The organism is Lichenihabitans sp. Uapishka_5, assembly GCF_033947565.1.
In the GTDB taxonomy this organism is placed as follows: domain Bacteria; phylum Pseudomonadota; class Alphaproteobacteria; order Rhizobiales; family Beijerinckiaceae; genus Lichenihabitans.
The window spans coordinates 1-25,150 of record NZ_JARPVX010000045.1 but is presented as its reverse complement, the minus strand read 5'-3'; the positions used below and the strand labels follow the sequence as shown (position 1 = coordinate 25,150).

Sequence of the window (25,150 nt, the reverse complement as noted above, 5' to 3'; positions counted from 1 at the left end):
TGAGCATCGACAATATTTGAAGCGAAGGGAGGGGTGGGGAGTCTGGTGCTGCGAGAGAGGATTGAACTCTCGACCTCTCCCTTACCAAGGGAGTGCTCTACCACTGAGCTACCGCAGCTTGCCGCACGACGCATCGCGCGGCCGATGCTTTGCCATAGGCGCAGGCGGGACGCAAGATGCGACGCGCCTTCAGACGCTGTTCACTTGGGGATTTGGTTTCGCGCAGGCTACGACTTTGCGCAGTCGCGTCGTGCGGACCGGCGCTTCGGTACGGGAAGGGTCCCGATCGTCTTGCACGGTGGGTCGGGTTCCGTTATGGCGCGGGAAGCGAGATGCATCGAGGACAAGCGTGACCGACGTCCATAAGCCTGCGGAGACGGTTCCGGTCGCGATCATCATGGGCAGCCAGTCGGACTGGCCTGTTTTGAGCCATGCGGCCACCACCCTGGCGGCGCTGGAGATTGGCCATGTGGCCCGGATCGTGTCGGCCCATCGCACCCCGGACCGGTTGGTCGAGTTTGCCAAAGGCGCCCGCGCCGAAGGGCTTCGCGTGATCATCGCCGGGGCAGGCGGTGCCGCCCATCTGCCCGGCATGACGGCCGCCTGGACGACGCTGCCGGTGCTCGGCGTGCCGATGGAGACAAAGGCGCTCGGCGGCCGCGACAGCCTTTATTCGATCGTCCAGATGCCGGCCGGCATCCCGGTCGGAACTCTGGCCATCGGCAAAGCCGGCGCCATCAATGCGGCCTTGCTGGCCGCCAGCATCCTTAGCCTCGACGATGAAGCGCTCGCGCATCGCTTGGCGGCGTGGCGGCAGGCCCAAAGCGCCAGCGTCGCCCAGGTTCCGCACGACGTCTAAAGGCGAACCCTGCGGGCTGAGCCGAGGTTCGGCCCCAAGCTCTCATTCACAGCACCCAAGAAAGATCCTGCCATGGAAGCCAATTCGGCTGAAGCCAAACACCTCCTTGCCTTTATCGAGCGCATCGAACGGCTCGAGGAAGACAAGAAGCAGGTCAGCGAGGACATCAAGGATGTCTACGCCGAAGCCAAGGGCACCGGCTATGACGTGAAGATCATCCGCAAGATCGTCTCGATCCGAAAGCAGGACAAGGACAAGCGCCGGGAGGAAGAAGAGATCCTGGGCCTTTATCTGGCGGCGCTCGGCATGGGCGAATAAACCTGTCGCCCGCCACCGGCGGGCGCGGAAGCCGACACAAACGAAAGCCCGGGCCGTCGCAGCGACCCGGGCTTTCGTTTGTCGGCTTCAAGCGGAAAAGCCCGGCATTGCTGCCGGGCCTTCCTTGTTGTCGGAGTTTCGACTTAGAAGTCGCGCTCGACGCGGATGCGACCTTCGAAGGAGTCGGGGTTCTTCTTCACATTGAGAGCTGCGAAGGCAGCCTGTGCAGCAGCACCACCAGCGATATCCTGGTCGATCTTGGCGTAGATGCCTTCGATGCCGATCGAGAGATTGTTGACCGGGGTCCAGATGAACTGGTTGCCGATGCGGAACTCGCTGGCATCGCCGATGCCGCCGAGGCGCCAGTCGGTGCTCTTGGCGCGGTTGCCGTAGGAGACTTCCTCATACGAACCGAACAGCACGTCCGAGAAGTTCGGCGTGAAGTAGTGGTGCAGGGCGCCCATGACCGAGAAGCCCTTCGACAGCGACAGCGACGAAGCACCAGCCGCGTTCGTGTAGATGTAGGCGTCGCGATCCTGGTGCTGGAAGCCGCCCAGCAGCAGGGCGTTGAAGCCCGAGTTCAGCGTGCCGGCCGAGTCCATGTACAGGTAGGCGCCTTCCTGGTACGCGCCTTCCAGCCACAGATCGTCGCCAGCGGCGAGCATCGGCAGCTTGATCTGCACGCCACCCTGCACGGCGAAGCCGTCACGGGTGATCTCGCCAGCATTGACACCAGCGGTGTCGAAGGTATCGGCCTTCACTTCGTGGTAGGCGGCCGAGAGCTGCACTGCGCCCCATGCCTGGTCGTAACGGACCACGCCGACGAAGTCCGGGATCACGACCGAGCCGTAGCCGACGCTGCCGACCGACGACACGCTCGACGAGCTGCCCGTGGTGATCAGGTCGCCCGAGTTGCCGATGCCGTTGCGACGAACGGTCGGATCTTCCACCGAGCCCGTGACCGAGAAGCCGCCGCCGAGGGTCGCCGTGTAGGCGAACATCTGCGTGGACTGATCTGAGTTCGCGATGCCTTCGAAGTTGTAGTTGTCGGCGTAGAAGTCGAAGAACGACTGGGCGCGACCAACCGTGAAGCCAGCGAACTGGATGAAGGCCTTGTCGACGTTGGCGCCCGAACCGTTCTGGTTGGCGAAGCTCTGCTGCGACGAAGCCGAACCGGAGTAGTTGCCGCCGGTGCGGGTCAGTTCGAAGCGAACGAAGGTGCGAAGCGTGCCGTAAGCGGTCTGGGTGCGGGCATCGGCCTCGAGGCGGCCACGAGCGAAGAAGCCCGAAGCGTCACGCAGGCGACCCGGGATGCGGGTGCCGCCGGCGACGATGGCGCCGCCCGGACCAGCCGAGCCGAGCTGCGGGAAGTAAGCAGTCGACGGGGAGATGTAGGTATATTCCGTACGGACGTAACCGCCGACCTTCAAGCAGGTGTCGGTGCCCGGGATGTAGAAGTAGCCAGCGCCGGTGAAGTCGCAAACGCGGACGTACTCGACAGGAGCCGCTTTCCGGAACGGAAGATCGGCGGCCTGGGCGCTGGCGACAGCGGTCAGGCCGACCGCCGAGCTGAGAAGAAGGCTCTTGGCGAGCTTCATAGGTAAAACCTCCAGAATGAAAGACCCTGTGGGATTAAGTCCGCCTTGCCTCGACATTGCCACGAAACCGGATCGTTTCGCGCCGCCGCCGCACAAGGTTTTCTTCTTCCCTTTTCTGCAGTCCCCGTCCCCGTTGCGAAGTCGTTTCCAAGACTTAGCTCAGTGACCTGGGTCTGTATTATGAGCGAGGGAAGCTCCCTTTCGCGTTTTGAACATAGCCGCGATGCTGATTCCCACAAACGGCCAATTGCCCTTGGGGTGCCCCATTTCGGCCTTTCAGAACCGCTTGTGACATTCTGGCAACGAAAAGAGCCTCGGCTTCATAGCTTAGGGCCAGGTTGTTCGCTGGAAGGGGCGAGAGGTGAACAACAAGTTAACGTTTATGCTTGTTTTAAGCGTGCGCGACCGCAGTGCAGCAAGTGTTGTGGTGCGGCGACACAGAATCAGCCGGTCATCGGACGGCGGGTATTGGGAAGGGCAGGGTCGTCGTAGGGGAGGGCGGCTCTCTGATGCGGATGAGAGAGCCCGGCAAGTTGCCCCCTTATAAGGAGACCGCCGCACCGATGTGGCGCGGCGGCGGAGTTCTTCCGGTGGAGAGTGTGGTCCGACGGCGGCTCAGCTTGGTTTGAAGGCCGTGGCTGCGAAAGCTGGCACGGCGGCCGCAAAGGCTTCCAGCCACGTCACCAGCCGCGGATGGGTGGCGCGCCACGTCCCGTCGAACCGCAGGTCCAGATATCCGAGCCCGCAGGCGAGGGCCACATGGCCGATGTCGATGTCGCCGTTCGGCGGCGCAGCCTCGAGGGCGCCGAGAGCTCGCTCGATCTTGTCGCCCTGATGCGCCGTCCAGCGCGCGTCCCGGTTTGCCTCGGCACGCCAGCGCTGCTCATAAACCATCAGCAGCGCCGCATCGGTGAAGCCGTCTGCCAGTGCCTGCAGGGTCAAGGTGCGGAACCTGTGCGCCGGCTCGGCAGGGAGGAGGCGATGTCCGCCGGCCAGGTGATCGAGGTATTCCACGATGACGCGGCTGTCATAGAGCGTCGTCCCGTCGTCGAGCACCAGCGTCGGGATTTTGCCGAGCGGGTTCTCGCGCCGAAGTGAATCCGCGGCGTCGGTCGTATCGGCATCGACCGAGCGGAGCGTCGCGCCGAGTTCCAGCAGGGCGGCGGCAATCTTGACCTTGCGGCCGAACGGGGAGGCGGGGGCGGAACGGAGGATCATGGGGGGACCTGCAAGACCGAGAGGCTGAACCTCTGCCACGGTCGCGTCACTGCCGCCACCCGTGCCTCAGGTGTCTCGGTTGTAGAGAGTCCAGCGAAAGGGTGTTTCCGCCGGGTCGCCCAGGGTGCTGCACAGAAAAGGAAGCAGCAATCCCGCTTCCTCGGCCAGCACATAAGGCGGGTTGATGACCAGCAGGCCGCTGCCGCGCAGGCCTGGGTCGGCTGATGTTTCGTCGCGGAAAAGATCGATGCGGCACGAAGGCGGCAGGGCCGCTTCGGACAGCGCGTGGTGGAACGCCGAGACCGCGGCATCGTCCTTGATCGGATGCCAGATCACGTAGGTGCCGGTGGCCCACTTGCGGCAAGCGCTCTTCAGGGCCGCAACGAGGCGGGGGAACTCGTCGCGCTCCTCGAAGGGCGGATCGATCAGCACCACGCCGCGTCGCTCGGGCGGCGGCAAGGCGGCGGCCAGCACCTGATAGCCGTCGCGCTCCACAACCTTCAGACGCTTGTCGCGGCCGAGCGTGCTTCGCAAGGTGGCGGCGTCTTCCGGGTGCAACTCCGCCAGCAACATGCGGTCATCGCGGCGCAGCAGGCGCTGCGCCAGAACCGGCGAACCGGGATAGTCGAGGGGGTGACCGTCGGGTCCCGCCGGACCCACGGCCTTGAGATAAGGGTCGAGCAGGTCGCGAAGCGACAATGGCGGCGGCACGCGGAGCAGCCGGCCGATGCCGCCCTGCCATTCTCCGGTCCGCGAGGCCTCTGGCCCGCCGAGATCGTAACGGCCGATACCGGCATGGGTGTCGATGTAGCGAAAGGGAGCCGGCTTGCGGCCAAGGTACACAAGGATGCGGCTGAGCAGCAGATGCTTGACCACATCGGCGAAGTTGCCCGCGTGGAAGGCGTGGCGATAGTTCATGGCCGGGCTCCTGGCCTTGGCGTCAGTGGCCGGCCGGCACCGTGACGGGCCTGCGGCAGGAGGCGCGCGCCACTTCGGGGCAGGGTACGAAGCCGCGCAGATCCTTGGACAAGCAGAGGCGCACCTCCTGCAGCGCGCCCGCGCGGCAGGTCACGGCCATCTCGTCCGTGCGCAGGCCTCGGTTGGCTTCCGTGAATCTGCGGGCGATGTCGAGCGGCGTCCAGGTGGCGTCGGTCGTGGGGCCCATGAAGTCTGGCGGCACGGAGACGGCCTGGCGGGCGCGGCGCACGTCGGCGAAGTAAGCGGTCGGGCTCTGCCCCGTGCAGGTGCCGTGCTGCCGCCATTCGTGCCGCGCCAATCCCTCATCCGGGTAAAGACCACGGATCGCATCGAGCGCCATTCGGGACGGGGATGCTTGGCCGCCGGCGCAGGCGGACGGATAGCCGCGCATGTTCTGCGGCCATAGGCCATGCAGCACGAAACCGGGATTGGCACCGGACGCGCATTGGTCCGGCGACTTGCGGGTGCCGCCGTCGGCACAGAAGCTCGGCGACCAGGAAAGCGACAGGACGTAGAAGTCGAAGCTGCCCGGGGCCACCGCTCCACGGCTCGGGGAGAACGGTTCAGCGGGATTTGGTGGCTGTTCGCTGCCGCCATCGAGGCATTTGTCGAGCACGCAGGGCAAAGCCGACGAGGCCGGCTGTGCCGACGCGCCGCCGGTCAAGGCCAGAAACACCAGCCAGGCAAGTGACGCGACGGGGCGCAGCCGCATGGCGTTTAAGGCCGTGCGTCCTTGCAGTTCGGCGCATAGGCGTATTCCCGGTCGAGGCCGGCGACGCACCAGGTCACGCCATCGCCGAAGCTCGAGAACCCGAGGTTCTCACCGATCGAATACGACACCTCATGCACCGAATGGTCGCTCAGCACGGCGCGGGCCATGCAGAAGGTGCGCGGGATGTGGTCGAGGCCCCAAGGCCGGATGCCGATCGATCGGACGCGATCGTAGGTGATGATCTGAAGGTGCGAGTCCCAATATTCGCTTTCGGTCTGCGCGAACCGGTCCGTGATGGTCGACAGCACATCAGGGTCGCCGCAAGGTGGGACTTCTCCCGAATAGCTGAAGAAGCGTTTTTCCGCCGGCGTCACGATCCGGGCGGAAGCGGCGCCGGCCGTCGCGACCAGCATGGTGGCCGCCAAGGCGGAGTGCAGCAGGCGTTTCATCGGGGTCCTCGACTTTGGCAACCACGATGCGCCGTCTGCGGAAGCCGGGTCAAGCCGGGAAGGCCGGGATCGCAGGGGCATGAGGCGGCGATCCGGCCGGTGTGGCGGCGGCGACACGTCACCCGCGAACAAAGCTGCACTTCGCAGCGTTGGAACAGCGACCAACCGGCGGTTCGAGGCCGGATCGAAAGGACGCGCTATGAACGTGAAGGGTTGGGTGGCCGGGCTCTCGGTCGTGTGTCTGCTGTCGACGGGTGCCGAGGCGGCCGGATGCCTGAAGGGCGCGGCGGTGGGCGGTGTGGCGGGGCACTTCGCCGGCCATCATGCCGTGCTGGGCGCGCTGGCGGGCTGCGCGGTCGGCCATCATCGGGCTGCCGTCCAGCGTCGCCAGGACCGGCAGCAGCAGGCCCAGCCCGAGCAGGACGACGAATCGCAGACCAAGATGTGATGTCCGGTCGGCGATAGCGTCTGTGTCGGCTTAAGCTGGCGAGACCGGCTCGGCACGTGGTCCGACCAACTCCCGCCACAGCAGGATCAGGGCCGACATTACGGCCGGGCCGAGAAATAGGCCGAAAAGGCCGAAGGTCTCGACCCCGCCCAAGATGCCGAGCAGAACCCAGAGGAACGGCAGTTGCGTGGCCCCGCCGATGACGGCGGGGCGTACGAGGTGGTCTGCAATGCCCACCACCGCGAGGCCGATGGCCACCACCAGGATGCCAAGCCCCGGCGCACCCTGAATCAGCAGATAGATCCCAGCGCCACCGAAGGCCGCCGCGGCGCCGAAGGGGATCATGGCTGCCACAGCCGTCACGGCCCCGAGCAGCACCGGATGCGGCACCCCGGTGAACAGGTAGGCCACCCCCATGGCGGCGCCTTCACCGATGCCGACCAGCACCAAGCCATCCACCGTCCCATGAATGGACGCCACCATCTGGCGGGCGAGGGTTTCCCCCTTGGGGCCGAAGACGCGTTGGCTCGCTTCCAGCAACTGCAGCTTCACGTGGTCGCCGGCGCGGAACAGAAAGAACAGCGTAAACAGGGTAAATACGAAGGTGACGAGGCGGTGCGCGAATTTGGCGCCGTATTCCCGGGTCACCGAGAACAGCGAGCCATGGCTGAACCGGCGCAATACGTCGTTGGTGTCGAAGGTCGTGGCCAGGTTCAGGGTCCACCAATCGGCGACGGCCTTGGCGCCCACCGGCAGCCGGCCCACCCAGTCAGGCACCGGGATGCCATTGCTTTCGAGGTCGTGCAGGAACGCGAAGGCGTCGCGTGATTCGCGTCCGACCTGCACGGCGATCAGCACCAGCGGCACGATGATGACGAGGCCTGCCAAACTGGTGAAGAGCGCCGGCCAGACGATCCGCCGTCCCGCCGGCCACCACCGACATGCCCGTTCGAAGACCGGCCAGAGCGCGACCGTCAGGATCGCGGCCCAGACCAGCGCACCGAGAAAGTCGTGGATGATCCAGAGGCCGAGAAGCGCAAGCCCGATCACCAAAGCGGTTCGGGCATAGCGCTGCATCCGTTCCGGCGTGGCGCGCCGGGGTGGACGATGCTCGACAAGCGTTCGCATGGTCAGACCGACCGCATTGCAGCGCCGGTCGGGGCCGTTCGGAAGCAATATGTAGCCATGTCGTGACGCCTTCCTCGAACGGGCGAGCCGTCCGACAGTTTGGGTTCAGGGTCAAGGGGCACCAGCCTGAGGCCGATCGCCTTCATGTCGCGTTTGATTGAAGCGCTACGCTTGGCGTCGGTGTTCGTGTTTTCGGCCGATCGACTTTGATCGCATCCCGGCATCGAAGGGGATGCCGACGCAAGCGCGTCGCTCGGCCCCGATCAGGCTCGATCGATTGGGGCTTTCGCTCGAACAGGGCGACCGAGTGGTTCTGTTTTTGTTCCCTTGTGCCGCGACGTGCCGTAGGGTGCTGCCATGATCGCCGCCGCTCCATCCTTTGCGCTGCCGTTCGGCCTGTCGGTTCCGGCCGCACTCTTGTTGGGCGGGGCGGGGCTGGTGGTCCTCGTCGTGACGCTCTGGGCGGGGCGGCGCACCGGTCAGGTGTCGTTGCGGGATGTCGAGGGCTTGGTGTCGTCGCTGCACCAGGCCAATTTCGAACTGACCGGCCGGGTCAGGACCATGGGTGAATCCTTGTCGGCCCGGCAGGGCGACCTGGCGCGTCTGGTCGGCGAGCGGCTGGACACTGTCAATGCCCGTCTGGGCCAGACCTTGGAGCGCTCGGCCCATCGCACCGGCGAGGGCTTGTCGAAGCTGAACGAAAGGCTGGCCGTGATCGACGCCGCGCAGGCGCGCCTCGCCGATCTGACCGAAGAGGTGGTGGGCCTGCGCGATGTGCTGGCCAACAAACAGGCGCGTGGCGCCTATGGGCAGGCTCGCATGGAGGCCATCGTGCGGGACGGGCTCCCTTCCGACGTTTATGCCTTCCAGCCGACGCTCTCGAACCGCACGCGGCCGGACTGCACCGTCAAGCTTCCCGGTGACCGGGCCGCCCTGGTGATCGACGCCAAGTTTCCGCTCGAAGCCTTCACGGCCCTCAAGGCGGCTGCCGGAGAGCGCGCCCGCGCCGAGGCGGCCGCCCGGGTGCGCACTGACATGGGCAAGCACATCCGCGACATCGCCGAGCGCTACCTCATTCCGGGCGAGACGCAGGATACGGCGCTGATGTTCGTGCCTTCGGAATCGGTGTTCGCCGATCTGTCGGAGCATTTTTCCGACGTGATGCAGAAGGCCCACCGCGCCCGGGTGTCGGTGGTGTCGCCGACCTTGCTGGCCCTGGCGATCCAGCTGATGCGCTCGGTGGCGCGCGATGCCCGCATGCGTGAGCAGGCGCATCTGATTCAGGCCGAGGTGCGGGGCCTGATGGACGAGGTGAGGCGCCTCGGCGACCGCGTCGGCAAGCTCGACGACCATTTCCGGCTCGCCCGCAAGGATGTCGCCGATCTCGCGACGCTGACGGATCGCATCGTGGCCCGGGGTGACAAGATCGACAGCCTCGATTGCGCGGCGCCGCCGGCGAGTTCTTCACCCGGACCGGCGGCCCTGCCGAGCTTGTTCGGTGTCGCCCCGTAGCTCAATGGCCGCCCAGAAGCCGATCGAGGTGCGTGCTTGCCTTATCGGCATCGGCACGGCACAGCGGGGTGATGCGAAGCTTGCGCGAGCGCGTCATCCACACGGTCTTGTTCGAAGTCATCGCGATCGCGGTGGCGATGCCGGTCATTGGGCTCGTTACCGGGGCTTCGGCGGTCGATAGCGGAACATTGAGCGTGTTGATCTCGGTCGGAGCGGTCGTGGCCAATGCCGGGTGGACCTTTGTGTTCGACCGATGGGTGCCGACCCGGCAGCGCGGCCTGCGCCTGCGGCTGCTCAATGCCGCCGGCCTGGAGCTGCTGATCGCGGCCTATACGATCCCACTCACGGTGCTGATCACCGGCGCCACGCTGAAGGCCGCGCTGGCGCTCGATGCGGGCGCCATCGTGTTCTTCCTGGTCTACAGTCTGCTTTATAATGCGGCCTTTGACGCTGCCATGCTGCGCCTCCAGGCCCACCAGACTCAGGCTTTGAGCCGATAACCCGTCTTGAACATCCAGGTCACGACGCCGAGGCAGACAACCAGAACCAGCACGACGGCCGCGATGCTGATGCCGATATGCACGTCAGCCTGGCCGAAGAAACTCCAGCGGAAGGCGCTGATCAGGTAAACCACGGGGTTGAACAGCGTCACGGTCTGCCAGAACCGCGGCAGCATGTTGATGGAGTAGAAGCTGCCCCCCAGGAAGGTGAGTGGGGTCACGATCAACAGCGGAACCATCTGCAGCTTCTCGAAGCCGTCGGCCCAGAGCCCGACGATGAAGCCGAACAGGCTAAAGGTGACGGAAGTGAGCAGCAGCACCGCCATCATCCACACCGGATGCTCGATGCGCAGCGGCACGAACAGGCCAGCCGTTGCCAGGATGATCAAGCCCAGCACTGTTGATTTCGTGGCCGCCGCCCCGACGTAACTGACGACGATCTCGACCGGCGACAGCGGCGCCGACAGGATTTCGTAGATGGTGCCGGTGAAGCGCGGAAAGTAGATGCCGAACGACGCATTGGCGATGCTCTGCGTCAACAGCGACAGCATGACGAGCCCCGGCACGATGAAGGCTCCGTAGGTGACGTCGTCGACGTTCTGGATGCGGGACCCGATGGCGGCGCCGAACACCACGAAGTAAAGCGAGGTGGAGATCACCGGCGAGACGACGCTCTGGAACAAGGTGCGGCGGGTGCGGGCCATCTCGAACAGGTAGATGGCCCGGATGGCATGCCAGTTCATCGCGTGGGCTCCAGCAGGCCGACGAAGATATCCTCGAGCGAGCTCTGGTGCGTCGCGAGGTCGGTAAAGCGCAGGCCGGTACGACCGAGGTCGTTCAGCATCGCGTCGATGCCGCCCTGGCTGGCCTTGTCATAGGTGTAGACGAGGCTGCGGCGATCGGCCGAGATCGTCAGGCCATAGGGAGCCAGGGACGCCGGAATGGCGTCGACCGGCTGCGTCATCTGCAAGGTCAGCTGCTTCTTGCCGAGCTTGCGCATCAGCTCGGTCTTGCTTTCCACCAGCACGATCTCGCCGTGGTTGATGATACCGATTCGGTCGGCCATCTCCTCGGCTTCTTCGATGTAATGCGTGGTCAGGATGATGGTGACACCACTCTGCTGCAGACCCCGCACGACCCGCCACATGTCGCGCCGGAGCTCCACATCGACGCCGGCGGTCGGCTCGTCGAGGAACAGGATCTCGGGCTCGTGCGACAGGGCCTTGGCGATCAGCACGCGGCGCTTCATGCCGCCCGACAGGGTGCGGATCTGGTTATCCTTCTTGTCGTAAAGGTGCAGGTCGCGCAGCACGCGCTCGATCACGGCTGGGTCTCGGCCTTTGCCGAACAGGCCGCGGCTGAAGCTCACCGTATCCCAGACCGTCTCGAAGGCGTCGGTCGTCAGTTCCTGCGGCACGAGGCCGATCTTGGCCCGCGCCGCCCGGTAGTGCAGGCCGATGTCCTGCCCATCCACGGTGACGCTGCCGGTCGAGGCGTTGACGATGCCGCAGACGATCGAGATGAGCGTCGTCTTGCCGGCCCCGTTCGGGCCCAGTAGGGCGAAGATCTCGCCGCGGGCGATGTCGAGATCGACGCGCTTCAGGGCCTGGAACCCCGACGCATAGGTTTTGGTTAGCCCTTTGATCGACAGGGCGGGGGGGGCGAGCGGCGTGGCCGACCGTGTGTCGGGATGGGCGAGGCTGTTCACGCCGCCTTGGTCCCGAAGCGGCCGTAGAAGGTTTCGTGGTCGCGCGCCATGTCGAGTACCAGTCCGGGCGGGTTGAAGCGGTCGCCGTATTTTCTCGACAGGTCGTCGCACAACAAGGCGAATTGCGCCAAGCCCATGCCGTCGATGTAGGACAGCGTGCCACCCGTGAAGGGCGCGAACCCAAAGCCGACGATCGAGCCGACATCGGCCTCGCGCGGATCGGTGACGATACCGTCCGCCATGGCCTGTGCGGCCGCGATGGCCTGCGTCACCAGGAAGCGTTTCTTGAGGTCGCCGACGTCGATCGCGTCGGCCTGCTGCTTGTTGGGCTGCAGATCCGAGAGGCCCGGCCAGAGCGACTTCGATCCCGTCTCGGGGTAATCGTAGAAGCCCTTGCGGTTCTTGCGGCCGAGGCGCCCGTGCTGGGTCACCATGGCGTCGAGAAGGTCCATCTGGGCCGGGTCGACGGCGGTCTCGCCGAGGTCATGCCGCGCCGCCAGCATCACCTTGCGACACAGGTCGATCGCCACCTCGTCGGTGAGCGACAGCGGCCCGACCGGCATCCCGGCCTGGCGGCCGGCATTGTCGATCATAGCCGGCGGCACGCCCTCGAGCAGCATCTTATGGCCTTCGAGCAGATAGGCGAAGACGCAGCGATTGGCGTAGAAGCCGCGCGCGTCATTGACCAGGATCGGCGTCTTCTTCAACAGGCGCACCAGGTCCATGGCGGCCGCGATGGCGCGATCGCCCGTCTGGCGGCCCTTGATGATCTCGACGAGCGGCATCTTCTGCACGGGCGAGAAGAAGTGGACGCCGACGAAGTTCGCAGGTTTGTCCCAGGCTTCCGCCAGCGAGCCGATCGGCAGCGTCGAGGTGTTGGAAGCGAAGATCGTGTCGGCCCCCACCACCGCGAGCGCCTTGCGGGTCGCCTCGGCCTTCACGGCGCGATCCTCGAACACCGCCTCGATCACCATGTCGCAGCCGCGCAACGCCTCGTAGTCGGCAGAGGGGGTGATGCGGGCCAGCAGCGCATCGCGGTCGGCCGTCTTGGCGCGGCCACGGGACACCTGCTCGGTCATCACTTTGTGCGACAGCGCCTTGCCGGCCTCGGCCGCGTCCTGGCTCTGGTCGATCAGCACCACATCGAGCCCCGCACCGGCCAGCACATAACCGATGCCGGCCCCCATGAAGCCGGCACCCAGCACGCCGATGCGCTTCAGGGTCGCGACCGGCACGTCCTTGGGCCGGCGCGCGCCCTTGTTGAGCTCGCCCATCGAGACGAACAGCGAGCGGATCATGGCGCCCGCCTCGGGCGAGCGCAGCACCTTTGCGAAATACTGACTCTCGAGTTTGAGGCCGAGATCAATCGGCACCTGCAGGCCCTCGTAGACGGCATGCAGGATGGCTCGGGCGCCCGGGTAGTTGTCCTGCGTTTCGCGCCGGTAGATGGCGTTCGCGGCCGGCCAGGTCATCATGCCGACCGGTGAGAACACCTTGCCGGAGGGCGGCCGGAAACCTTTCTCGTCCCAGGGCGCGACGCCCTTGCCGCCGGCCCGGATCCAGGCCTTGGCGTGTTCGACCAGCTCCGCCTGCGACACCACCGCATGGACGAGGCCCATGGACTTGGCCAGGGCGGGCTTGATCTGCTCGCCCTTGAACAGCATCTGCAGCGCGTCGCCGGTCTGCATCAGGCGGCTGACGCGTTGGGTGCCGCCGGCCCCCGGGAACAAGCCGACCTTCACTTCCGGCAGGCCTACCCGCACATGGTCGCCGTCGCCCATCACCCTGTGGTGGCAGGCGAGCGCCAGCTCGAAGGCGCCGCCGAGGCAGAGGCCATTGATGGCCGCCACCCAGGGCTTGCCGCTGGTTTCCAGCTTGCGAAACAACACCGACAGCTGCCGCGAGCCATCGAAGAAGGTCCGCATGGCGGTGTCCTCGCCTTCGGTCTCGACCAGTCGCGCGTAGTCGCGGCCGAGCGCCTGCAGCATGTTGAGGTCCGCACCGCCGGAGAAGCTCTGCTTGCCCGAGGTGACGACGCAGCCCTTGAGGGCCGGATCGCCTGCGACGTGATCGATGACGCGGTCGAGTTCCGCCATCACATCGGCCGTGATGACGTTCATCGAACGCTTCGGCATGTCCCAAGTCAGAAGGGCGATGCCGTCGGGATAGCGGTCGAGGCGGAAGTTTTGCAGGTCCATCGTGGTGTTTTCCCCAGCCCCGATCTGCGCGGCGGTCGGCACGGTCATACGCGTTCGATGATGGTGGCGGTGCCCATGCCGGCGCCGATGCAGAGCGTCACCAGGGCGGTGGTCTTGCCGGTGCGCTCGAGCTCGTCGATCGCGGTGCCGAGCAGCATCGCCCCCGTGGCGCCGAGCGGATGGCCGAGCGCGATGGCACCGCCGTTCGGATTCACCTTGGCGGGCGACAGGTCGAAGGCCTGAAGGTAGCGCAGCACCACGGCCGCAAAGGCCTCGTTGACCTCGAACAGGTCGATATCATCAAGCGTCATGCCGGCGCGCGCCAGCGCCTTGCGGGTCACGTCGATCGGACCGGTGAGCATCAGCGCCGGGTCGGAGCCGATATTGGCAAAAGCCTTGATGCGGGCGCGAGGCTTGCGGCCGAGGCGTTGCCCAGCCTCGGCACTGCCGATCAACACCGCGGCGGCGCCATCGACGATGCCGGACGAATTGCCGGCATGGTGGACATGGCGCAGGCGCTCGACCTCGGGGTGGGCCTGGATCGCCACGGCCTCGAAGCCGCCTTGCTGCGCCATCGTGGCGAAAGCGGGTTTCAGGGCGCCGAGCGACTGCATGTCGGTGCCGGGGCGCAGGTGCTCGTCCCGGGCCAGCAGGGTCAGCCCGTTGATGTCCTTCACCGGCACGACGGCCCGGTCGAAGCGGCCGGCGTCCCAGGCGGCCGCGGCGCGCTTCTGGCTCTCGACCGCATAAGCGTCCACCTGATCGCGGCTGAAACCGTATTTCGTGGCGATCAGGTCGGCCGAAACGCCCTGCGGCATAAAATAAGCCGGGATGGCAATGGCGGGGTCCACCGGCCAGGCGCCGCCCGAGGCCCCGATGCCGACGCGGCTCATCGATTCGACGCCGCCCCCGATCACGCATTCGTGCTGGCCCGCCATCACCTGGGCGGCCGCGAAATTCACGGCATCGAGGCCCGAAGCGCAGAACCGGTTGATCTGTACGCCCGGCACCTGGATGCCATAGCCCGCCGTCAGCGCCGCCGCGCGGGCGATATCGCCGCCGGCCTCGCCCACGGGGTCGACACAACCGAGCACCACATCGTCGACGGTCGCGGCCGCGAGGTCGTTGCGCTGCCCCAAGGCCGCCAGCGCCGTGACGGCGAGGCGCAGCGTCGAAACCTCATGCAGCGCGCCATCGGGCTTGCCGCGTCCGCGCGGCGTCCTGACGTGGTCGTAGATGAAGGCGTCAGCCATGGGTGGGTCCGTCAGGTGTCATGGTCAATGTGCCGGTGGGCGATGAAGCGGCCAATGCGGCCTGCCGTGGCCACGAAGCTTGCCCCGTGACGCGAAGCGCACGTCACCGCAGGGGCAGCCGCCGGAGCGGCGCGCGATCGGGGTTCCGGGATCGCTCATCGGGCGCGCTCCAGCCGGGGACGGGGCGGCCGGAGATTTAGAACGCTTCCGCCGGCATGGCCATCATTGTTTCGGCGCCGGCCGTGATGCGGGCCAGGTGGGTCGCGGTCTCGGGCATCAGCCGTTCCATGAAGATGCGACCGACGGTCAGCTTGGCATCCATGCCGGCCGAGGCGCCACGCGCCTTGCGGGCCAGCGCCGCTTCGGCCATGCGGGCCCACATGTAGCCCATGCCGACGAGGCCCAGCAGGTGCATATAGCTGGTGGCGCCGGCACCGGCATTGTCGGGTTTGGTCATGGCGTTGGCCATGAACCACATCGTCGCCTGCTGCAGCCGGTCGAGCCCCTCCTTCAGGGGCGCGAGGTAAGGCGCCATCGCGTCCTGGTCGGCTTTCTGCTTCAGATAGGCCGAGACTTCCCGGGTAAAAAGTGTGAAGGCGCGGCCGGCGTCCTTGGGCAGCTTGCGGCCGACGAGGTCGAGCGCCTGGATGCCGTTGGCCCCCTCGTAGATCATGGCGATGCGGGCATCGCGGACGAACTGCTCGACGCCCCATTCGGCCACATAGCCATGGCCGCCGAACACCTGCTGGGCCGTGACGCAATTGTTGAAGCCGGTGTCGGTGAGCACGCCCTTCAGCACCGGGGTGAGAAGCCCGAGCAGGTCCTCGGCGGTTTGGCGGGCCTTCGGGTCTTCGCTGGCCGCGGCCAGGTCGGCCTGCAATGCACCCCATAGCAGCAGTGCGCGCGCGCCTTCGTTGAAGGCCCGTACCTCGAGCAGCATGCGGCGCACGTCGGGATGCGCCAGGATGGGGTCGGCCGGCTTGCCGGCATCGGTGCGGCCCGACAGGGCGCGGCCCTGCAAACGCTCCTTCGCATAGGCGGCGGCGTTCTGGTAGGCGACCTCCGACAGGCCGAGCCCCTGGATGGCGACGCCGATGCGGGCCTCGTTCATCATCACGAACATGGCCTGCAGCCCGCGGTTGGCTTCGCCGATCAGCCAGCCGGTCGCGCCGTCATAGTTCATCACGCAGGTGGCGTTGCCGTGGATGCCCATCTTGGTCTCGATGGCGCCGCACGACACGGCGTTGCGGGCACCGAGAGATCCATCGGGCTCCACCAGCACCTTGGGCACCAGAAACAGCGACAAGCCTTTGGTGCCGGCCGGCGCGCCTTCGATGCGGGCCAGCACGAGGTGGATGATGTTGGGCGCCAGATCGTGCTCACCGGCCGAGATGAAGATCTTCTGTCCCGTCAGCGCAAAGGCCCCATCGGGCCGTGGCGTGGCTCTCGTGGTCAACAGGCCGAGGTCGGTACCGCAATGCGGCTCCGTGAGGTTCATGGTGCCGGTCCACTCGCCCGTCACCATGCGGGTGGCGTAAAGCCGCTTCTGTTCTTCCGACCCATGCACCAGCAGAGCCGCGACGGCGCTTTGGGTCAGCCCGGGATACATGGTGAAGGCCATGTTGGCGCCGAAGCAGAACTCGTTGACGGCGGCGCCGACCACCTGCGGCAGGTTCTGGCCCCCATAGGCGCTGGCGACCGAGAGCCCCTGCCAGCCCCCGGCGCAGTAGCTTTCATAGGCTTCCTTGAACCCGGCCGGCGTGGTGACGCGCCCGTCCTGGTGTCGCACGCAACCGGATCGATCACCGGTGCGATTCAGCGGTTGCAGCGCGTTTTCGCAGAATCGGGCCGCCTCGGTCAGGATGGCCTCGACCACGTCCATCGAGGCCTCGCCGAAGCGCGGCAGGTTGCTGTAGCGCGACAGCTGCAGCACATCGTCGAGACAGAACAGCGTGTCTTCGACCGGAGCCTTGTAGCTGACCATGGGTGTCGCCTCGACGCGGAACCAGGCCGGACGAGACCGAGGCCGCGACCGGCGATGAGCCGCATATAGGCGTCCGCGCCGAAGAGGGAAATGCGACGCGGGTCCGCACCCGTCTCGATTTAGAGACTGGCGCTCAAACGCTCGTGGGCAGCCCGCAGTTCGGCGATCGCGCCATCGATCTCCTCGCGCTGGCGCTGCAGGTGACCGATCTGCGATGCGATCTGCTCGGGATCGAGCTTCAGGGCCGCGGCTTCGGCCTCGCTGCGATCGAAGCTCTGCTCGGCCAGCATGCCCCGGATTTCCCCCAGCGTGAAGCCGAGGTTCTTGCCCTTCAGGATCAGCGCCAGGCGAGCCTTATCCTGCTCGGTGTAGAAGCGAGAGGTGCCGTCCCGGAACGGTGCAAGCAGCCCTTTGTCTTCATAGAACCGAAGGGTGCGCAGGCTGACATCGAAGGTTTCGGCCAAGTCGCCGATGGTGAACAACGGAAGACCCGGCTCCGGACGGCTTCTCGCCTTGCGGAGGGGGACTCGGGATTCAGAACGCGATGTGACGTTCATCGGGCAAACCGTGGATCGAGCCTCGCCGCTCGTGAGACGCCGTAGCGGCATGGGGTGGAGTGTAATCGAGGTCGGTGAGACCGCAACCAAAAGTTGCAAAAAATAACGATCAATCGCGGTGGGAGAAAAATCAGGGTCAAAAACGAAGGTGTTAACCGGCTGTTTACCGTGCCGCTGGAATGTCGTTTCACGTGGTTGGAAGGTGGTTTGGATCTCAATCTATGACGATACGAGCCCTCGAGCGATCGCAAGACAAGCACAACCCGACCTCTGGTCCGACGGGCTCTCCCATGAACAAGCCGCTGCCATGGAACGTAAAAGGCGTGGGCTTCGATGCGCGTGAAGCCGCCCGGCTGGCGGCCAAGCGCGCCGGGGTTCCGCTCGGCGAATGGCTGAACACCGTGATCTCGGCCCGCGCCGCGGAACTCGGCGTCCAGATCGACGATGTCGGCAGCGACGACAGGCTTGAAGCCATCGCGAGCCGGCTGTCGGAGGACGACGGGGCCGACGCGACGGCGCTCGTCCTGCAGGAATCCGTTCCGCCAAGCCTTGCCGGTGTTCGCGAGCAGGTCGCCGCGCTTTCGAGCGGCGTGCCGCGATCGGCGGCCGATCTGCGATCCGGCGTTGCGGTCCAGGCCCATTTCGCCTTGGCAGCCTCGTCGACCCCGCAGCGGGCCGAGAGTGCCTTGCCGGCCTGGACGGGCGTCCAAGCCGGTCGCGCGGCTCGCAAGCCTGCCCCGGTGCCAGCGAGCGTCGCGGCACGCTCACCGGCCCAGGCCGAAGCGACGCAACTCGACGACCGCCTGAATGCCATTCTGGCCAAGCTGAACCGCTCTTTCGAAGCCGCAGCCGAGATCGGCGGCGCGCCGGCTCCCGCTCCGGCGGTTGAAACCCACGAGCCGGCGCAGGCCGAGGCGGATCGGTTCCGGATCGAGGAAGCCGCGCGGCCCGCCCGTCCGGCGGCGATGCCGAAGCCCGTGCTGGCGCCGTTGTCGAGCCTCGACACGATCGAGGCGCCGGCGCCGCAATCCTTCGCCGATCTCCAGGCCGCGTTCCGCTCGCTGGCCGAGAAGCTCGAGGCGCAGGTCGCGGGTGCCCAGTCCGAAGCGAAGGCGACGCCAGGTCGATCGGCCCTCGATGGCCAACGGTCGCCTGCCGCCGATCGGGTCGCGGCCGTGGCGGCTGGTGCGGGGCCGACGAGCGTCGAGGATCTGCGGCGTCTGCAGGGCGAACTGGCGCAACTCGCGACACGGGTCTCCGACCTGTCGCCGCAGCATGCGTTGGGCTCCCTCGAGTCCGCCGTCCGCGAATTGATGGGTCGCGTCGACCTGTCGAAGCTCGATGGTGTGCAGGCCTCGGTTCTGGCCCCGGTCGAGCGGCTCGGCCGCGATATGCGGGAGGCGATCCGCGCCGTGGACGCAACGCCGGCCGTCGAGGCCGTGCGCCGCGACATGCGGGCGCTGGCGGCCAAGCTCGACGCACAGCCGCCGCGCGGGCCCGATAGCGGCGCGCTGGAGAAGCTGCGCGGCGAACTGGCCGGGCTGCGGGAGATGGTGGGCGGCCTGACAGAGCGCCTGAGCGCGACCGATCGGCTGCAGGATGAGATTTCGACGCTCGGCCTCAAGGTCGGCAGCCTCGTCGACCGTCCCGCCCCGGGGGCGTCGCGCGACCTCGCCAAGGCGGTGGACGACATTCGCGCGCTGGTGCAGCGCACCGCGGCCGACGGCATGTTGGGTGTGCTCGATGGGAAGATCGACACCATCGCGGCGCGCGTCGAACTGCTCGCGGAGGCGCAGCGACCGCAGGCGCTGATGGCGGGCCTGGCGCAGCAGATCGACCGCGCCCACGAGACGCTGGTCGACCGCCTTGCCACCCGGGTCGCCCCCAAGGGCGACCTCAGCCAGCTCGAGGCCAGCATCGGCTCGCTGTCTGAGAAGATCGACTCGATGGGTCGCGCGTCGCATGACGTGAATGCGCTTTACGGGCTGGTCGGCACGTTGGCGGACCGCATGCAGGACGCCCAGGACCCGCGCAGCGATGGCGACGTGCTGTCGGCCCTGCAGGCCCAGATGGGTCGCCTTATCGAGCGGCTGGATCAGACAGAATTGGGCAACACCGCGCTGCGCGGCATGGAGCGGCTGATCGGCGACCTGTTTCTGCAGATCGAGCAATCTCGCGACGTCGCCATCGACGCCGCCGAGAACGCCGCCCGGGCCGCCGCGCAGGACACGCTGCGGGCCGCCATGGACAACCCGCGACTAAACGGGGCCGAACTCACCGTGCAGACGGGTCTCGATGTCGACCACGTCAGCCAGGAACTGGCGGAATTGCGTCGCGTTCAGGAGGTATCGGACCGGCGCGTCACCACCACGCTTTCGGCGCTGAACACCACGCTTGAGCGTCTGGTCGACCACATGACGCTCGCACCGGCACAGCCTGGCGAGGCTCCCATGGCAGCGGCAGCGGCCGACAAGGCGCCGCGTCGTCGTCGCCGGGCGGAACCCGAGGCGGAGCCGCGCGAACGTTCGAGCTTCGGCGAGATCCCGCCCTTCGATCCCGACCACTTCCTGCTCGAACCCGGTAGCGTCGTGATGGCCGAGGTGCCGCTGCGCCCCGGGCATGGCGCCAGCACGGCGCCCGTCCCGCATGTGGCCAGCCACCCCCCGGCCGATGTGGCACCGTTGATCGCGGCGGCTCGACGAGCGGCTCAGGCGGCGCAGGATTCGGCGCTGGATGCTGCCCTGCTGGCGAATGCCGATGGTGCCGAACAAACCAGCCGGACGCGATCGTTCTTCGCCAATCGTCGTCGGCCGCTGCTGCTCGGCCTTGCGGGGCTGGTGCTGCTGCTCGGCACCCTGCAGATCGTGCGGCTGTCGACCGAGCGGAGCCCCGGCGCTGCCGTCGTTTCCCAGGCCCCGACGCTGCCCGGAGCTACGGCCGAGCCGTCGTCCCCGAAACCCGACAAGGGCGCATCGCTGCAGACCACCCCGACGCCCGTCACCGCCATGCTGCCTGCGCCTGCGGCTGAGCGCGGGGCCTCCCTCACCGATCCTACCCCGACAGGCTCGCTGCCGGCTGCCGCCTCGATCGACATGGCGGGCCTGACCGGCCTCGGTCAGGGGCTCAAGGACCTCGCGGCCAGCGGCGACGCCAAAGCACAGTTCGAAGTCGCGGCCCGCTTGTCGGAAGGGCGCGGCCTTGTGCGAGACCCGAAGCTGTCCGCCCTGTGGTTCGAGCGCGCCGCCAAGCAGGGCTTGGCGCCAGCCCAATATCGGCTCGGATCCATGTACGAGAAGGGCGTCGGCGTGTCGGCCGATCAGGCCCTTGCGGTCGCCTGGTATGAGAAGGCAGCCGGGCAGGGCAACGTGCGGGCCATGCACAACCTGGCGGTGATGTCGGCCGAGGGGGCGGGCGCCAAGTCTGATTACGGCAAGGCCCTGAGCTGGTTCACCAAGGCGGCCAGCTACGGCGTCCGCGACAGCCAGTTTAATCTAGCAGTGTTGCTGGCCCGCGGCCTTGGTGGACCCCAGAATCTCGGCCAGTCCTACGCTTGGTTCTCAGCCGCAGCCACGCAGGGCGACAGCGATGCCGTTCTAAAGCGCGATGCCGTGGCGGCCAAACTCGACGCCAAAGCATTGGCTGAGGCCAAAAGCATCGTGGCGAGCTTCCATGCCCTGACACCCGACGCCGCCACCAATGACGTGGCACCGCCGGCCGGTGGTTGGGATGCGGCACCCGCAGGCAAGACGGCTTCTGCCAGAAAGGTCGAGGCGCGGATCGGCAGCCTGTAGGCGCGATCCGGGTCGGCTCGACGCGAGGCTGAGATCGCGTCGAACAAGGCTAGGATTCGCTGCGAAGCATCGATCCTCTGATCTGAACGTCGCGACGTTACCGGCGAGCCTATCAGCTGCCGATAGCAAAAAGCCCCGGAGCATGTCTCCGGGGCTTCTGTTTGTGATCTACACTCTCAGGCCGAAGGCTGCGGCTCGAGTTCCGGGCCTGGCTTGGAGCGCCCCTTGCCGATCGTCGGCACCGCGGATGCGCGGGGCGGCGGCGGCTCGTCTTCCGTGTTGCGGACGGGCGACCGGCCTTCGAGAAGACCGATAATCTCGCTCCCAGTCAGGGTCTCATATTCGAGCAGACCCTTTGCCAAGGCTTCCAGGGCGTCCCGGCGGGACGTCAGGATCTCTGTTGCGCTGGCAAGACCGGTCTCGACGAGGCGCCGCACCTCCGAGTCGATCTTCTGCGACGTCGATTCGGAAATGGTCTGCTGTCGGCCCATCGAATAGCCGAGGAACACTTCTTCCTGGTTCTCGCCGTACATGACCGTGCCGAGTTCATCCGAGAACCCCCAACGGGTCACCATTGCGCGAGCCAATTTGGTCGCCTGCTCGATATCGGACTGCGCCCCCGAGGTGACCTTCTCCTTGCCGAAGACAAGCTCTTCCGCCACGCGGCCGCCCATCAGAACCGCAAGGCGCGACGTCATCTGCTCGAAGCTCATCGACAGCTTGTCGCGCTCGGGCAGTTGCATCACCATACCCAGCGCCCGGCCACGCGGGATGATCGTGGCCTTGTGAACGGGATCGGTCGCCGGCACCGTCAGCGCCACGAGCGCATGACCACCCTCGTGATAGGCCGTCAGCATCTTTTCCTGCTCGGTCATCACCAGGGTGCGCCGCTCGGCACCCATCATGATCTTGTCCTTGGCGTCCTCGAACTCGACCATCGTGACGATGCGCTTGCCGCGCCGGGCCGCCATCAAAGCCGACTCGTTGACCAGGTTCATCAGGTCGGCGCCCGAGAAGCCTGGCGTACCCCGTGCCACGGTCTTGAGGTCGACATCGGGTGACAACGGCACCTTGCGGACGTGAACCTTCAGGATCTTTTCGCGGCCCGCCACATCCGGGTTCGGCACAACGATCTGACGATCGAACCGGCCTGGACGCAACAAGGCGGGATCGAGCACGTCGGGGCGGTTGGTGGCCGCGATGAGGATGATCCCCTCATTCGCTTCGAAGCCGTCCATCTCGACCAGCAACTGGTTCAGCGTCTGCTCACGCTCGTCATTGCCACCGCCGAGACCTGCACCACGGTGCCGGCCGACCGCGTCGATTTCGTCGATGAAGATGATGCAAGGAGCATTCTTCTTGGCCTGTTCGAACATATCGCGCACGCGACTTGCACCGACGCCGACGAACATTTCGACAAAGTCGGAGCCCGAGATCGTGAAGAACGGCACGTTGGCTTCGCCCGCGATGGCACGCGCCAGGAGGGTCTTACCCGTCCCAGGAGGGCCCACCAGCAGCACACCGCGCGGGATACGACCACCGAGCCGCTGGAATTTCTGTGGGTCACGCAGGAACTCGACGATCTCCTCGAGATCCTCCTTGGCCTCATCGACACCCGCCACGTCTTCGAAAGTGACGCGGCCGTGCGCTTCGGTGAGCAGCTTGGCCTTCGATTTGCCAAACCCCATCGCCTTGCCGCCAGCCCCCTGCATCTGGCGCGACATGAAGATCCAGACACCAATGAAGGCGATCAGCGGCAACCCGTTGACCAGCAGCGTCACGAGCCAGGAATTGCCATCCGACGGCGGCTTGGCCGTGATCGACACGTTCTTCTTGTACAGGTTCTGCACCAGCGACGGATCGTTCGGCGCGTAGGTCGAGAAAGCGCGGCTGTCGTTGAAGTGACCGCTGATCTCGCTGCCCGCGATGGTCACTTCACGCACGTGGCCTTGGTCGACCTCGGTCAGCAGCTGACTGAAGCTAATATCCTGCGATTGCGCGCGCTGGCCAGGGTTCTGGAACAGCAGCACGAGCGCCACCACCAGGAGAAAGATGATCACCCAGAGGGCGAAATTCCGAAAATTCGGATTCATTGCTGACCCGCGTCTCATCCAAAGCCACCGGCACGTTCGTTCCGGAGAGAGGGCACGTTGACGACATCCATCCGAGGCTGGGCCGCTACGGTCTCGTGTCGCAATGTATGACGCGTCGGTTGCCTTGCCAAGGGAACGGCGGCGCGATCATCTTTTCGCGTTTAACGAGGTTGCAAGATTTGCCGCTCGGGCAGGGGATGCGGCCTTGCGTGGACCTTCGATCCCGACCGACACACAGCCGTGTCGATCGAGGGCCACGAGGCAGCCCTGCAACGTCCGCCGCAGGGGAAGGCCCTGTTGTCGGGCCTGTCGAAAGGCCACGAGCAGCCCCTCGAGTTTCGCGAGTCGGTGGGGGCTCTCCGGTGCGACATCCTGCAGGGCAGCGGCAAGGAGGCGCAGCACCAGTTCGTCGGGCTGATCCCACAAGGCTTGAGAAAAGCGCCGGGTCCCATGCTCGCCGGCGCCTGCGCAGATGACGGCCGCAGTTTGCGTAGCGGCTTCAAGCGCGCGTTCGGCCCGGGCCAGTCGGGTCGCCAGAGTTGCCAGTCGTTCGGGCGTCAAGCCTTCGGCACCCAGCATCGGGGCGAGAGCGCGCCACCGCGCCCGCGCGAAGCGGGGGGCGTGGTTGGACGGATCGTCAAAGAAGGCCCAGCCTGCCGAACGGCACAGGGCGACCAGCGCCGCCTTGCGGACCCCCAAGAGTGGGCGGGCCACGACCATGCCGTCCCAAACCGAGCAGGGCAGCATGCCGGCGAGCCCGCGCGGCCCCGAGCCTGCCGCAAGCCGCATCAACAGGGTCTCGGCTTGATCGTCGAGCGTGTGGGCCGTCACGATGTGCTGGGCACCGAACGCCCGGGCATGCGTGGCCAGCAGATCGTAGCGTGCAGCGCGCGCCCGTGCCTGCAGGCGTGTCGACGGTTTTTCGCCCTCCCAGCGCAGCAGCGTGGCTGGCAGGTCGAGCCCGTGCGCGGTTGCGACGACGGCGGCCGCCTCGAGCGCCGCCTCCGGCCGCAGCCCATGGTCGACGCTCGCCACCGTGATCGGCAAGCCGGGCGGGCGCCAAGCCGCCACGAGGTGCAGAAGCGCCATCGAATCGGGGCCGCCGGACACCGCCAGCACCAGGCCCTGCGACCGGCCCAGCCCGTCGAACAGGTCACCGAGGGGCGGCAGCCCCGGGGCGGTCTTGCCGGTCAGCAGCGCGCGCGTTTCATTTCACGGTCGAGCGTCGTGCGCACATCCGTCGAAGCCGTGGGATAGCGTCGCGTCACCTCGTCGAAGGTGGCGCAGGCTTGTTCCTTCACACCCATGGCGTTCAGCGACATGCCAAGCCGCAGCAAGGCGTCGGCGGCGCGCGGCGCCTTGCTGAAATCGGTCGACAGCCGCAGGTACTGCTCGGCTGCTTCCCGGTGTCGTCCAAGCTTCGTATAGGTTTCGCCCAGCAGGTAGACGGCATCCGGCACCAGGCGGTCACGCGGATATTTGTCGATGAAGCTGTGCAGGCCGGTTGCGGCACTGTCGTACTGCCCCTGGCGGTAGAGCTCGATATCGCCGTTATATTCGTCGCGGGTCCCGCCGGGCGCGAGGCTCGCCACGACGTTCGGGCTCGGCGTCGAGCCTGCTGCGGGTCGGGGTACTGCCACCACCTCCGCCGCCGTGGCGCCCGGCAGCGGGTTGGCATCCGGCGGCGGGGTTCGGTGCATCAGGTCGAGCGGCGCATTCAGCGTTGCGTCGGCCCGCTTGGTGGCGACGTCGGTCGATGCGGCCGGATTGAGGGGCTGGCTCGGCGTCGTCGAGCCGAGCGGGCGCGGCGCGCCGGGCGCCGACGGATCGGCCGCAGGGTCGAAGG

At 66.7% G+C, this 25,150-nt stretch carries 22 protein-coding genes and 1 tRNA gene; 6 read left to right on the top strand and 17 right to left on the bottom strand.

Features of this window, described 5'->3' with window-relative positions; all coding sequences use genetic code 11:
• Positions 1-43: 43 nt before the first annotated feature.
• Positions 44-118: transfer RNA gene (locus tag P7D22_RS14940), tRNA-Thr, on the bottom strand.
• 279 nt (positions 119-397) lie between these two features.
• On the opposite strand from P7D22_RS14940, the gene purE reads away from it, so the two are divergent.
• Entirely contained in the window at positions 398-859 is a 462-nt protein-coding gene (gene purE, locus P7D22_RS14935) for a 5-(carboxyamino)imidazole ribonucleotide mutase (RefSeq protein ID WP_319935049.1), read from the top strand.
• Positions 860-931: 72 nt separating this feature from the next.
• On the top strand, positions 932-1,177 hold the full coding sequence (locus P7D22_RS14930; RefSeq protein WP_319935039.1) for a DUF2312 domain-containing protein: 246 nt from the start codon (positions 932-934) through the stop codon (positions 1,175-1,177).
• A gap of 143 nt (positions 1,178-1,320) precedes the next feature.
• Here P7D22_RS14930 and P7D22_RS14925 read toward each other — a convergent pair whose 3' ends face one another.
• The 5 genes from P7D22_RS14925 to P7D22_RS14905 all read right to left on the bottom strand — a co-directional run bounded on the left by P7D22_RS14925 (position 1,321) and on the right by P7D22_RS14905 (position 6,132).
• Positions 1,321-2,775, bottom strand: coding sequence for a porin (locus P7D22_RS14925; RefSeq protein WP_319935038.1), 1,455 nt, complete (start codon positions 2,773-2,775; stop codon positions 1,321-1,323).
• A 615-nt stretch (positions 2,776-3,390) separates the two neighbouring features.
• Complete coding sequence (locus P7D22_RS14920) at positions 3,391-3,993, bottom strand: glutathione S-transferase N-terminal domain-containing protein (protein ID WP_319935037.1); 603 nt, start codon at positions 3,991-3,993, stop codon at positions 3,391-3,393.
• Between the two features lie 66 nt (positions 3,994-4,059).
• Positions 4,060-4,911 (bottom strand): 23S rRNA (adenine(2030)-N(6))-methyltransferase RlmJ, encoded by an 852-nt coding sequence (locus tag P7D22_RS14915; RefSeq protein ID WP_319935036.1) that lies wholly within the window; start codon positions 4,909-4,911, stop codon positions 4,060-4,062.
• A gap of 22 nt (positions 4,912-4,933) precedes the next feature.
• Positions 4,934-5,683 (bottom strand): ribonuclease T2, encoded by a 750-nt coding sequence (locus P7D22_RS14910; RefSeq protein WP_319935035.1) that lies wholly within the window; start codon positions 5,681-5,683, stop codon positions 4,934-4,936.
• Between the two features lie 5 nt (positions 5,684-5,688).
• The gene (locus P7D22_RS14905; RefSeq protein WP_319935034.1) at positions 5,689-6,132 is read right to left on the bottom strand and encodes a hypothetical protein; all 444 of its coding nucleotides are present in this window, start codon (positions 6,130-6,132) and stop codon (positions 5,689-5,691) included.
• Between the two features lie 199 nt (positions 6,133-6,331).
• On the opposite strand from P7D22_RS14905, the gene P7D22_RS14900 reads away from it, so the two are divergent.
• Positions 6,332-6,580 carry a hypothetical protein gene (locus P7D22_RS14900; protein WP_319935033.1) on the top strand — a complete coding sequence of 83 codons (249 nt, stop codon included), beginning with the start codon at positions 6,332-6,334 and terminating at the stop codon, positions 6,578-6,580.
• Between the two features lie 30 nt (positions 6,581-6,610).
• On the opposite strand, the gene P7D22_RS14895 is transcribed toward P7D22_RS14900, so the two are convergent.
• Positions 6,611-7,708: an AI-2E family transporter gene (locus P7D22_RS14895; RefSeq protein ID WP_442916094.1), complete on the bottom strand. Its 1,098-nt coding sequence runs from the start codon at positions 7,706-7,708 to the stop codon at positions 6,611-6,613.
• Between the two features lie 357 nt (positions 7,709-8,065).
• Between P7D22_RS14895 and P7D22_RS14890 the strand changes: the two genes are divergently transcribed.
• Complete coding sequence (locus tag P7D22_RS14890; RefSeq protein WP_319935032.1) at positions 8,066-9,220, top strand: DNA recombination protein RmuC; 1,155 nt, start codon at positions 8,066-8,068, stop codon at positions 9,218-9,220.
• 1 nt (position 9,221) lies between these two features.
• Here P7D22_RS14890 and P7D22_RS14885 read toward each other — a convergent pair whose 3' ends face one another.
• Positions 9,222-9,368, bottom strand: a complete 147-nt coding sequence (locus tag P7D22_RS14885; RefSeq protein ID WP_319935050.1) for a hypothetical protein — start codon at positions 9,366-9,368, stop codon at positions 9,222-9,224.
• Between P7D22_RS14885 and P7D22_RS14880 the strand changes: the two genes are divergently transcribed.
• Positions 9,352-9,720, top strand: coding sequence for a chlorhexidine efflux transporter (locus P7D22_RS14880; protein ID WP_319935047.1), 369 nt, complete (start codon positions 9,352-9,354; stop codon positions 9,718-9,720). The two genes, P7D22_RS14885 and P7D22_RS14880, sit on opposite strands and share 17 nt — an antisense overlap.
• Here the strand turns inward: P7D22_RS14880 and P7D22_RS14875 are convergent.
• From P7D22_RS14875 to P7D22_RS14850, 6 genes are all read right to left on the bottom strand, one after another.
• Positions 9,702-10,463, bottom strand: a complete 762-nt coding sequence (locus P7D22_RS14875; protein ID WP_319935031.1) for an ABC transporter permease — start codon at positions 10,461-10,463, stop codon at positions 9,702-9,704. The genes P7D22_RS14880 and P7D22_RS14875 overlap by 19 nt on opposite strands.
• Entirely contained in the window at positions 10,460-11,428 is a 969-nt protein-coding gene (locus tag P7D22_RS14870) for an ABC transporter ATP-binding protein (protein ID WP_319935030.1), read from the bottom strand. The genes P7D22_RS14875 and P7D22_RS14870 overlap by 4 nt, the downstream gene beginning before the upstream one ends.
• The gene (locus P7D22_RS14865) at positions 11,425-13,626 is read right to left on the bottom strand and encodes a 3-hydroxyacyl-CoA dehydrogenase NAD-binding domain-containing protein (protein WP_319935046.1); all 2,202 of its coding nucleotides are present in this window, start codon (positions 13,624-13,626) and stop codon (positions 11,425-11,427) included. The genes P7D22_RS14870 and P7D22_RS14865 overlap by 4 nt, the downstream gene beginning before the upstream one ends.
• 44 nt (positions 13,627-13,670) lie before the next feature.
• Positions 13,671-14,879, bottom strand: coding sequence for an acetyl-CoA C-acetyltransferase (locus P7D22_RS14860; protein WP_319935029.1), 1,209 nt, complete (start codon positions 14,877-14,879; stop codon positions 13,671-13,673).
• A gap of 196 nt (positions 14,880-15,075) precedes the next feature.
• Entirely contained in the window at positions 15,076-16,863 is a 1,788-nt protein-coding gene (locus P7D22_RS14855) for an acyl-CoA dehydrogenase C-terminal domain-containing protein (RefSeq protein WP_319935028.1), read from the bottom strand.
• A 119-nt stretch (positions 16,864-16,982) separates the two neighbouring features.
• Complete coding sequence (locus P7D22_RS14850) at positions 16,983-17,345, bottom strand: MerR family transcriptional regulator (RefSeq protein WP_319935027.1); 363 nt, start codon at positions 17,343-17,345, stop codon at positions 16,983-16,985.
• Between the two features lie 365 nt (positions 17,346-17,710).
• Between P7D22_RS14850 and P7D22_RS14845 the strand changes: the two genes are divergently transcribed.
• Positions 17,711-21,211 carry a hypothetical protein gene (locus tag P7D22_RS14845; protein WP_319935026.1) on the top strand — a complete coding sequence of 1,167 codons (3,501 nt, stop codon included), beginning with the start codon at positions 17,711-17,713 and terminating at the stop codon, positions 21,209-21,211.
• Between the two features lie 176 nt (positions 21,212-21,387).
• On the opposite strand, the gene ftsH is transcribed toward P7D22_RS14845, so the two are convergent.
• The 3 genes from ftsH to ybgF form a co-directional block, all read right to left on the bottom strand.
• On the bottom strand, positions 21,388-23,304 hold the full coding sequence (gene ftsH, locus P7D22_RS14840; protein WP_319935025.1) for an ATP-dependent zinc metalloprotease FtsH: 1,917 nt from the start codon (positions 23,302-23,304) through the stop codon (positions 21,388-21,390).
• A gap of 147 nt (positions 23,305-23,451) precedes the next feature.
• The gene (gene tilS, locus P7D22_RS14835; protein WP_442916095.1) at positions 23,452-24,501 is read right to left on the bottom strand and encodes a tRNA lysidine(34) synthetase TilS; all 1,050 of its coding nucleotides are present in this window, start codon (positions 24,499-24,501) and stop codon (positions 23,452-23,454) included.
• A partial coding sequence (ybgF, locus tag P7D22_RS14830; protein ID WP_319935023.1) for a tol-pal system protein YbgF occupies positions 24,495-25,150 on the bottom strand: 656 nt, incomplete at its 5' end. The genes tilS and ybgF, both read right to left, overlap by 7 nt.

Excerpts from the sequence above, each read along its gene's own strand:
- purE (WP_319935049.1), top strand. The coding sequence starts at position 398 with ATGGGCAGCCAGTCGGACTGGCCTGTTTTGAGCCATGCGGCCACCACC.
- P7D22_RS14930 (WP_319935039.1), top strand. The coding sequence starts at position 932 with ATGGAAGCCAATTCGGCTGAAGCCAAACACCTCCTTGCCTTTATCGAG.
- P7D22_RS14925 (WP_319935038.1), bottom strand. The coding sequence starts at position 2,775 with ATGAAGCTCGCCAAGAGCCTTCTTCTCAGCTCGGCGGTCGGCCTGACC.
- P7D22_RS14920 (WP_319935037.1), bottom strand. The coding sequence starts at position 3,993 with ATGATCCTCCGTTCCGCCCCCGCCTCCCCGTTCGGCCGCAAGGTCAAG.
- P7D22_RS14915 (WP_319935036.1), bottom strand. The coding sequence starts at position 4,911 with ATGAACTATCGCCACGCCTTCCACGCGGGCAACTTCGCCGATGTGGTC.
- P7D22_RS14910 (WP_319935035.1), bottom strand. The coding sequence starts at position 5,683 with ATGCGGCTGCGCCCCGTCGCGTCACTTGCCTGGCTGGTGTTTCTGGCC.
- P7D22_RS14905 (WP_319935034.1), bottom strand. The coding sequence starts at position 6,132 with ATGAAACGCCTGCTGCACTCCGCCTTGGCGGCCACCATGCTGGTCGCG.
- P7D22_RS14900 (WP_319935033.1), top strand. The coding sequence starts at position 6,332 with ATGAACGTGAAGGGTTGGGTGGCCGGGCTCTCGGTCGTGTGTCTGCTG.
- P7D22_RS14895 (WP_442916094.1), bottom strand. The coding sequence starts at position 7,708 with ATGCGAACGCTTGTCGAGCATCGTCCACCCCGGCGCGCCACGCCGGAA.
- P7D22_RS14890 (WP_319935032.1), top strand. The coding sequence starts at position 8,066 with ATGATCGCCGCCGCTCCATCCTTTGCGCTGCCGTTCGGCCTGTCGGTT.
- P7D22_RS14885 (WP_319935050.1), bottom strand. The coding sequence starts at position 9,368 with ATGACCGGCATCGCCACCGCGATCGCGATGACTTCGAACAAGACCGTG.
- P7D22_RS14875 (WP_319935031.1), bottom strand. The coding sequence starts at position 10,463 with ATGAACTGGCATGCCATCCGGGCCATCTACCTGTTCGAGATGGCCCGC.
- P7D22_RS14865 (WP_319935046.1), bottom strand. The coding sequence starts at position 13,626 with ATGGACCTGCAAAACTTCCGCCTCGACCGCTATCCCGACGGCATCGCC.
- P7D22_RS14860 (WP_319935029.1), bottom strand. The coding sequence starts at position 14,879 with ATGGCTGACGCCTTCATCTACGACCACGTCAGGACGCCGCGCGGACGC.
- P7D22_RS14855 (WP_319935028.1), bottom strand. The coding sequence starts at position 16,863 with ATGGTCAGCTACAAGGCTCCGGTCGAAGACACGCTGTTCTGTCTCGAC.
- P7D22_RS14845 (WP_319935026.1), top strand. The coding sequence starts at position 17,711 with ATGAACAAGCCGCTGCCATGGAACGTAAAAGGCGTGGGCTTCGATGCG.
- ftsH (WP_319935025.1), bottom strand. The coding sequence starts at position 23,304 with ATGAATCCGAATTTTCGGAATTTCGCCCTCTGGGTGATCATCTTTCTC.